6 protein-coding genes are annotated in these 8829 nt (G+C 66.6%); all 6 read left to right on the top strand.

Annotation, left to right across the window (positions count from 1 at the left end; translation table 11 throughout):
• Positions 1-336 precede the first annotated feature (336 nt).
• The 6 genes from mrdA (at position 337) to qhpG (ending at position 8802) form a co-directional block, all read left to right on the top strand.
• Positions 337-2229: a penicillin-binding protein 2 gene (mrdA, locus tag ACQKQA_RS02595; protein WP_427553174.1), complete on the top strand. Its 1893-nt coding sequence runs from the start codon at positions 337-339 to the stop codon at positions 2227-2229.
• Between the two features lie 215 nt (positions 2230-2444).
• Positions 2445-2879: a chemotaxis protein CheY gene (locus tag ACQKQA_RS02590; RefSeq protein ID WP_427553172.1), complete on the top strand. Its 435-nt coding sequence runs from the start codon at positions 2445-2447 to the stop codon at positions 2877-2879.
• A gap of 317 nt (positions 2880-3196) precedes the next feature.
• Complete coding sequence (locus ACQKQA_RS02585; RefSeq protein WP_427553170.1) at positions 3197-5113, top strand: sigma-54-dependent Fis family transcriptional regulator; 1917 nt, start codon at positions 3197-3199, stop codon at positions 5111-5113.
• Positions 5113-6831 (top strand): ABC transporter ATP-binding protein, encoded by a 1719-nt coding sequence (locus ACQKQA_RS02580; protein ID WP_427553168.1) that lies wholly within the window; start codon positions 5113-5115, stop codon positions 6829-6831. The genes ACQKQA_RS02585 and ACQKQA_RS02580 overlap by 1 nt, the downstream gene beginning before the upstream one ends.
• Entirely contained in the window at positions 6821-7498 is a 678-nt protein-coding gene (qhpE, locus tag ACQKQA_RS02575) for a subtilisin-like serine protease QhpE (RefSeq protein WP_427553166.1), read from the top strand. Before ACQKQA_RS02580 ends, qhpE begins: the two co-directional genes overlap by 11 nt.
• Positions 7495-8802 carry a flavin-dependent monooxygenase QhpG gene (gene qhpG / locus ACQKQA_RS02570; RefSeq protein ID WP_427553164.1) on the top strand — a complete coding sequence of 436 codons (1308 nt, stop codon included), beginning with the start codon at positions 7495-7497 and terminating at the stop codon, positions 8800-8802. The genes qhpE and qhpG overlap by 4 nt, the downstream gene beginning before the upstream one ends.
• The last annotated feature ends 27 nt before the right edge of the window (positions 8803-8829 follow it).

Below are 8829 nucleotides of genomic sequence, written 5' to 3'. Positions count from 1 at the left end.
GTAGTGTGGGGTTTCCCCATGTGAGAGTAGGTCATCGTCAAGATTAAATTCCGAAACCCCAATTGCGAAAGCAATTGGGGTTTTGTTTTTGCGCGCAGAAAATAGGCCCGAGTGGCAAATGCCAATTCGAGCCTTTGGTGACACCACTTCGGCCCACCAGCCCAGGCGTTGTATTCAGTGGAATCATGCAGCCTCGGCAGGATGTAGGGCGTGCCACTGGGCATTCTTCATGCAAGCGCCGGGACGGTTTTTGGTATGGTGCAGCTCGCTTTTTGAGGGACCGACGTTCAGCCGCACGGACCCGCGTTCATCTTTATTTCACGAGAAGCTGTAGCAATGCCCGAACCGATACCGATCAAGGACCACGAGAAAGAAACCCGGCTGGTCAATAAAAGGCTGTTGGCCTGCGCGCTACTGGTGATCGCCATCACTTGCACCCTGGTCGGGCGCCTGTACTTCCTGCAGGTGGTCGAGTTCGACTATCACTCGACCATCTCCGAAAATAATCGCGTGCATGTGTTGCCCATCACCCCGACCCGCGGCCTGATCTACGACCGCAACGGCGTGCTGCTGGCCGACAACCGCCCCAGTTTCAACCTGACCATCACCCGCGAGCGCACCACCGATTTGAAGGGTGAGCTGGATCAGGTGGTCAGCCTGCTGCACCTTCCGGCTGAGGACCGCGCCCTGTTCGACAAGGCGCTGAAGCAGGCGCGGCACCCCTTCGTGCCGGTCACCCTGTTCTATGAGCTGACCGAAGAGCAGATCGCCGTGCTGGCGGTCAACGAGTACCGCTTGCCGGGGCTGGAGGTCGAGGCGCAGTTCGTGCGGCACTATCCGATGGGCGCGCACTTTGCCCATTCCATCGGCTATGTCGGGCGGATCAACGAGAAGGAAGCCAAGACCCTGGACACGGTGGAGTACCGGGGCACCCAATCGATTGGCAAGACCGGGATCGAGAAGTTCTACGAGCCCGAACTGCATGGTCATGTCGGCTATGAAGAGGTGGAAACCAACGCCCAGGGTCGGGTCATGCGGGTGCTCAAGCACACCGATCCGGTCCCTGGGAAAAACATCGTGCTCAGCCTCGACGCGAAGTTGCAGGAGGCGGCCGAGCAGGCCCTGGGCGATCGGCGCGGGGCGGTGGTGGCCCTCGATCCGCAGACCGGCGACGTGCTGGCCATGGTCAGCAAGCCGAGCTACGACCCGAACCTGTTCGTCACCGGCATCAGCTTCAAGGAGTACACGGCGTTACGCGATTCCATCGACCGGCCGCTGTTCAACCGCGTGCTGCGCGGCCTGTATGCGCCGGGTTCGACCATCAAACCGGAAGTGGCGATCGCAGGGCTGGATTCCGGGGTGGTCAACGCCTCGACCCGGGTGTTCGATCCGGGCTATTACCAACTGCCGGACGTCGATCACAAATACCGTAACTGGAACCACAGCGGCGATGGCTGGGTAGACCTGGACGCGGCGATCATGCGTTCCAACGACACCTACTTCTACGACCTGGCGCACAAGCTGGGCATCGATCGCCTGCACGACTACCTGGCGATGTTCGGCCTGGGCGAAAAAGTCTCCCTGGACATGTTCGAGGAGGCGCCGGGGCTGATGCCGTCCCAGGCCTGGAAGCGCGCCACCCGGCGCCAGCCATGGTTCCCCGGGGAAACGGTGATCCTTGGCATCGGCCAGGGTTACATGCAGGTCACGCCGTTGCAGCTGGCCCAGGCCACCGCGCTGATCGCCAACAAAGGCATCTGGAATCGCCCGCACCTGGCCAAGACCGTGGACGGCCAGCCGCCGGTGGATACCCATCCGATGCCGAATATCCAGCTCAAGGACCAGGTCGACTGGGACCTGGTCAGCCACGGCATGCAGATGGTGATGCACGCGCCCCGGGGCACCGCGCGCGACGCGGCGGCCGGGGCGCAATACCGCATCGCCGGCAAGAGCGGTACGGCGCAGGTGGTGGCGATCAAGCAGGGCGAGCGTTACGACCGCCTCAAGACCCGCGAGCGTCATCGTGACAACGCCTTGTTCGTTGGCTTCGCCCCGGCCGAGCACCCGCAGATCGTGGTGGCGGTGATGATCGAGAACGGCGAGGCCGGTGGCCGGGTCGCAGGGCCCGTGGTGCGTCAGGTCATGGATGCCTGGCTGCTCGACCCGCAAGGCCACCTGAAGCCGCAATACGCCAGCCCCGGCAAGGCCCCGGACGTTCCCCACGTCTGAGTCATCTGAGCATCAGGCTGTCCGGCGCCTGCTCACGAATGTTGAGCGGGTGCCGGACAGATGCGCACGCCGTACCGCTGATACCAACTCGCCACAATCCCCCCAAGGCTTGGGAAAATTCCTACATACCGTTTTTAACCTGCTCGATAAGCTTCGGCACCTCGGCTGATTTTTCATAGGGAATCAACAGCGCATTCAAACGATGGCTGCTAACAATGATCAACAAGAACCTGCGGATACTGATTGCTGACCCACAGCACTTCCAGCGCCTGAACATTGAAAGGATGCTCAACCAGCTGGGGTATTTCCGAATCGTCCCGGTGCAGTCGTTCGATGAACTCGACACCTTGACGCATTTTTCCTGCAATCCATTCGACCTGCTGATCGTCAGCAGCACCCTGGTCGATGCCCTGGAGATCGACCTCGATGCGTTCTGTCGCGACAACCCGCTGATTCGCCATGCGTTGATCTACGACTGCCAGCAGGCGCAGCTACTGCCCATGCCGCAGGCGCTGCAGGTCAGCCTGGCGGGTACACCGGAGAGCCAGTCGCTCAAGAGCCTGATGGCGATCGTCGACCCGCCGTGGCAACGTCATGTGCTGCGGGTGCTGCCGTGGCTGCGCGAGCTTTCCCGGGGGCGGGTCGGCTAGGCCGTTGCGGTTCGAGGGTGGCGTTGCCCATGCGGTCGCTATCGCGGGCAAGCGCCGCTCCTGCCGATAGAGGCCGACGGTGACTGTTGCGGGCGCCATACGGCACTTGCCATGCGCTTTACGTTAACGTCAAGATGCGCGGGCGCGGTGTTTCCCGTGGCGCAGGTCTTGCTTCGCAAGGGCGGGGCCGATCACGGGCCAAACTTCCCTTTACTGCCTTCTGAACCGGGTGTAGACATTGGCCTTGGCTTGCGTGCTCCTCGCAACCCAAGGGAATGGGCCGGGGAGGTCGCGGGCGGACCGATTCGGAGCGCTTGATGACTCTTATAAAAACAATAACGGGCGAGCAGCAACACCAGGTCGGACTGGCCCGGGAACGACTCCATCTGGAAGGCGAAGTCCCCGATGGTGTGTTGCGCGCGGAAATCGATGCTTCATGGCGACGCAGCCTCGGCCATGGCGTGCACTTCAATGGCCAGCACGAGCTGAGCCTGGCGTCCGGCGCCAGCCTCGAGGTGCTGCTGGCGAGCAACCGCCTGCTGCTCGATGCGGCGCTGCCGGCCATCGACTACCTGGCCGAGCGCCAGGGCCAGGACGGCCTGATCATCCTGGCCAATGCCGACGCCACCATCGTTTCGGTCGAGGGCCGGGCCGACCGCCTCAAGGGCAGCGGCTTGCAGGACATCACCCTCGGTGCCTGCTGGAGCGAAGCGGTGCGCGGCACCAATGCCCTGGGCACGGCGCTGGTGGAGGCGCGGCCGACCCTGATCGATTGCGGCGAACATTACCTGGATCGCCTGAGCGACTTTTCCTGCACCTCGGTACCCATCCATTGCCCCCAGGGCGAGATCCTCGGCGTGCTCGACCTGACCCGCGAAGGCCCCCTGGGGCGCTTCCAGGACAGCTCGGCGCTGCTGGCCATGGCGGTCAGCCAGATCGAGAGCCGGGTGTTCAACGCCTCCTATCCGGAGCAGATCGTCCTGGCCTTCCACAGTCGCCAGCAATACCTGGAGTCCCCCTGGCAAGGCCTGCTGGCCCTGAGCCTGGGCGGGCAGATCCTGGCGGTCAGCGCCCAGGCTTGCCAGTTGCTCGATGCGCCGCGCGCAGCCCTGGTGGGCCGGCGCTGCGAAGAGTTCCTCGGCGTCGATGGCCTGCAATTGCTGACACGCCTGCAACAGGGCGGTATCGGCAGCCTGCAGACCGCCAAGGGTGAGTTTTTCTACAAGACCCTGCGCGCGCCGCAGCGCTCGATCAGTGTCGGCAGCACGCCACGCAGCACGCCGAAAGCCGCCGCGCCCCAGCCCCAACCTGACCCACAACTCGACACGCTGGCCGGCAACAACAGCCGTTACGCCCGGGCCCTGCGCATGGCTCGCCAGGGCCTGGCCAATGCCTTGCCGGTGTTGCTGCTGGGGGAAACCGGCACCGGCAAGGAAGTGGTCGCCCGCGCCTTGCACCTGGCCGGCAGCCGCGCCGACAAACCCTTTGTCGCGGTGAACTGCGCGGCGATCCCCGAAGGCCTGATCGAGTCCGAGCTGTTCGGCTATCGCGAGGGCGCCTTCACCGGTTCGCGCCGCGGCGGCATGATCGGCCGCCTGCAACAGGCCCATGGCGGCACCCTGTTCCTCGATGAAATCGGCGACATGCCGCTGGCCTTGCAGGCACGTCTGCTACGAGTGTTGCAGGACCGCAAGGTGGCGCCGCTGGGGGCTGGCGAAGAGCAGGAGATCGATGTGGCGCTGATCTGCGCCACCCACCGCGACCTCAAGCAACAGGTGGCCGACAAGCAGTTCCGCGAGGACCTGTTCTACCGGGTCAACGGCATCAACGTGATGCTCCCGGCACTGCGCGAGCGCGAGGATTTCAACTCGCTGCTGGATAACCTGCTGGCCAAGCTCGGCAGCCCCGGCGTACCCCTGGCCGAGGACCTGCGCCAGTTGCTGGCCGGTTATCACTGGCCGGGCAACATCCGCCAGTTGGAGATGGTCCTGCGCACCGCCCTGGCGATGCGCGAGGAGGGGGATGCGGTCCTGGGCCTGGAGCATCTGCCCGACAGCATGCTCGACGACCTCAACGCCGGCGAGCGGCCCGGCGCCGGCAGCATGCGCGAGAACCAGCTGGAGCTGATCCGCCAGGCGCTGGACAACCATCAGGGCAATGTTTCCGCCGCCGCCGATGCCCTGGGCATCAGCCGGGCGACCCTGTACCGCAAGCTCAAGCAGTTGCGCAGCTGATGTCGCGCCTGCTCAGCCGGCTGGTGGACAGCCCCGACCCCGCGGCCCTGCAAGCGGCCCTGCGCTGGCTCTATGGGTTCGTCCGCCCGCAGCGGCTGGCCATTGCCGGCCTGCTGGGGCTGTCGGTCGGCGCCTCGTTGCTGGTGCTGGTGCAGCCGTGGCTGACCAAGCTGCTGATCGACGACGGCCTGCTGGCCCGGGACTACGCCCGGCTGGTGTCGATCGCCGGGCTGATGATCCTCGCCGGGCTGCTGGGCACGGCGCTGTCGGGCATCAATCGCTACCTGCACACGCGCTTGTCGGGGCGGATCCTGTTCGCCCTGCGCGACGACCTGTACCGGCACTTGCAGCGCCTCTCGCCGGGCTTCTACGGGCAGCGGCGGATCGGCGACCTGATGTCGCGCCTGGACGGCGACGTCGCGGAGATCCAGCGCTTCGCCGTCGACTCGCTGTTCTCCGCGGTGTCCAGCGTGATCGGCCTGGTGGTGGCCCTGGCCCTGCTGGTGACCCTGTCCTGGCAACTGTCGTTGCTGGCGCTGCTGCTGATCCCGCTGGACCTGCTGTGGCTGCGCTGGATGCGGCGCAAGGTCGAGCGCGACGTGCGGCAGTTGCGCGAGCGTTCGGCGGACATGTCGTCGTTCATGGTCGAGACCCTGCCGGTGATGAAGTTCATCCAGAGTGCCGGCCAGCAGCAGCGCGAAGCACGGCGCCTGGAGCAACTGGGGCAGGGCTACATGAGCCAGCTGCTGCGCTTGCAGGTCAGCGAGTTTTTCACCCAGGCGGTGCCCGGCACCCTGACGTCGCTGTCGCGGGCCTGCGCGTTTTTGATCGGCGGTTATTGGGTGGTGCAGGGTACTTGGCAACTGGGCGCGCTGATCGCTTTTTCCACCTACCTGGGCATGGCCGTGGGGCCGGTGCAGAGCCTGTTGGGGCTGTACGTGGCGATCCAGCGCATGACCGTCAGCCTGGGCCGGGTCATGGAGCTGCGCGGCGAAGCGCCGAGCGTGACCACCCCGGCGCAAGCGCTGCCGATGCCCAGCGGCGGCGAGCTGTATTTCCAGGCCGTGCACTTCAGCCACCCAGGGCGGCCGAGCACCCTGCGGGGGATCGAGGCGCGCATTCCCTATGGGCTGAAGGTGGCCCTGAGCGGCGGCTCCGGCGTTGGCAAGTCGACCCTGATCGATCTGCTGCAACGCCACCACGACCCGCAGTCCGGGCAGGTGCTGCTGGACGGCATCGATCTGCGCCAACTCGACTTGTTCGAGCTGCGCCGGCGCATCGCCGTGGTCAGCCAGGACATCGTGCTGTTTCGCGGCAGCCTGGCCGACAACCTGGCCTACAGTGTGCCCGACGCACCGCAGGCGGCGGTGGCCGAAGTGGCGCGGTTGGCGCAACTGGACGGCCTGGTCGCCTCGCTGCCCGAAGGCCTGGACAGCCCCTTGGGCGAGCGCGGCCAGCAGTTGTCCGGCGGGCAGAAACAACGGATCGCGATTGCCCGCGCGCTGTTGCAGGACCCGTTGATCCTGGTGCTCGACGAAGCCACCTCGGCGGTGGACGAAAGCACCGAGCGCGAGGTGATCGAGGCCATCGACCGGCTGTTCGCCGGGCGCACGCGGATTCTCATCAGCCACCGGCCCTCGACCCTGGCCGACGCCGACCTGCGCTTCGAACTGGTGGACGGCCTGCTGCGGCCCACGCAGGTGACGCATGAAGCCTGAGCTGCGGATCGGTGTGGTCGACAGCGGGCACTTGCCCGGGCAACGCCCGCGGGTCGTGGCCGGGCGGCGCTTCTACCTGGTGGAGGACGGCGTGGGCGAGGGCGACCTGCGCGACGATCCGCTCGGCCATGGCAGCGCGATCATCGACGCGATCGCCGAGCGCGCGCCCCAGGCGTATTTTTGCGTCGCCCAGGTGTTCGATCAGCGCGGGGTCACCAGCGCGCTGCAGATCGCCAGCGCCCTGGACTGGCTGGTGAGCCAGCAGGTGCGGCTGGTCAACCTGAGCCTGGGCCTGCGCCAGGACCGCAGCCTGCTGCGCGAAGCCTGCACCGCGGCCCAGGCGCGCGGGGTGCTGTTGTGCGCTTCCAGCCCGGCCCAGGGCGAGGGGGTCTACCCGGCCCGTTACCCGGGCGTGTTGCGGGTGACCGGCGATGCCCGCTGCACCCCCGGGGAATGGTCGTGGCTCGACAGCCCGCAGGCCGACTTCGCCGCCTGCGTGCAGGGCAGCCACCCCGGCCAGTCCGGCGCCAGCCTGGGCTGCGCGGCGTTGAGCGGGCATATCGCCCGTTACCTGAGCGAGCACTCCGACGCTGACAACTCGCACATCGTCCAGTGGCTACGCACCCATGCCCGCTACCACGGCCCCGAACGGCGTGGCTGGCCATGAAACCGATCCTGATTCTCGGCGCCGGCCCGGCCGGGGCCGCGGTGGCCCTGGGCTTGCGGCGCCTGGGCTACGCGGTGGCGCTGGTCAGCGAATGGCGCCGCTTCCCGGCCCTTGAAGGGGTGTCGCTGCGGGTGCTCGAAGCGCTGCGCGGCGCCGGCCTGGAGCGGGCGCTGCAGAGCGCTTTGCAAGCTTCGCAGCGTCAGGTGGCGTGGAACGGCGAGCAGCATGCGCAGAATGTCGAATACCTGCTGGATCGCCCGCGTTTCGATCGCGGCCTGCGCGAGGATTTGCGCGCGGCCGGCGTCGAGTTGATCGAAGGCCGGGTGCTGGAGGTGCATTCGACGGCGACGGGGCATCGGCTGCGGATCGAAGGGCAGGCCGAGCGCCGCGCGGACTTCCTGGTGGAGGCGCGCGGGCGTCAGGCGCCGGCCTTGGGCAAGTCTCTTGGTAAGGCGGTGAGAGGGCCGGAAACCCTCAGCCTGCTCAACCGCTGGCAGGGCACGCCGGGCAGTACCGCCAGCGCGGTGCAAAGCCTGGAAGACGGTTGGTCATGGATGGCGCGCCAGGCCGACGGCCAGTGTTATTGGCAACTGACGGTGGACGTGGCCAGCGCCGATCTGCCGGGCAAGGCGCAGTTGCTCGATTATTGCCGCCGGCGCCGACTGGATTCAGCCCTGGCTCGGGATTTTTTCGGCGCCGGGCCGCAACTCGATGGGCAACTGCATGCGCGTAGCAGCACGGCGATCCTCTGCCCGCAGGTGTGCGGCGAGAACTGGATTCGCGTCGGCGACGCGGCCATGGCCGTGGACCCGTTGTCGGGCAACGGGATTTTCCAGTCGCTGTCCTCGGCGTTGCAGGCGCCGGCGGTGATCAACACCCTGCTGCAACGTCCCGAACGGGCGGCATTGGCGCAGCGCTTCCATGGCCAGCGGGTGGAGCAGTTGTTCCTGCGCTTCGCCCGTATCGGCCGGGACTTCTATGCCGACGAGCAACGGTGGGCCGAACAGCCGTTCTGGCAGGCCCGCCGACAATGGCCGGATCGCGAACCGGCTCACCGCGCGGCGGCCTTTGCCGCCTTGCGCATCGAACGCGCCCCGGTGTTGCGCGACGGCCTGGTGGACGCCGCCGAGGTGGTGATCACCCCGGATCAGCCGCTGGGTATCTGGCATGTGCAGGGCGTGGAGCTGGCGCCTGTGTTGCGTCGGTTGCAGCACCAAGGGCCCGACGCAGCCCTGGCCAGCCTGAACGAAGAGCAGGGCAGGGCGGTGCGCGGGTGGTTGCTGGGGCAGGGGTATCGGCCTTGAGGGGATGTGTTGTCTGGGCGATTGATC

Origin of the sequence: Pseudomonas sp. NPDC089530, from assembly GCF_050280705.1 — a bacterium.
Classification (GTDB): domain Bacteria; phylum Pseudomonadota; class Gammaproteobacteria; order Pseudomonadales; family Pseudomonadaceae; genus Aquipseudomonas.
This window is presented reverse-complemented; position numbering and strand designations above follow the sequence as displayed.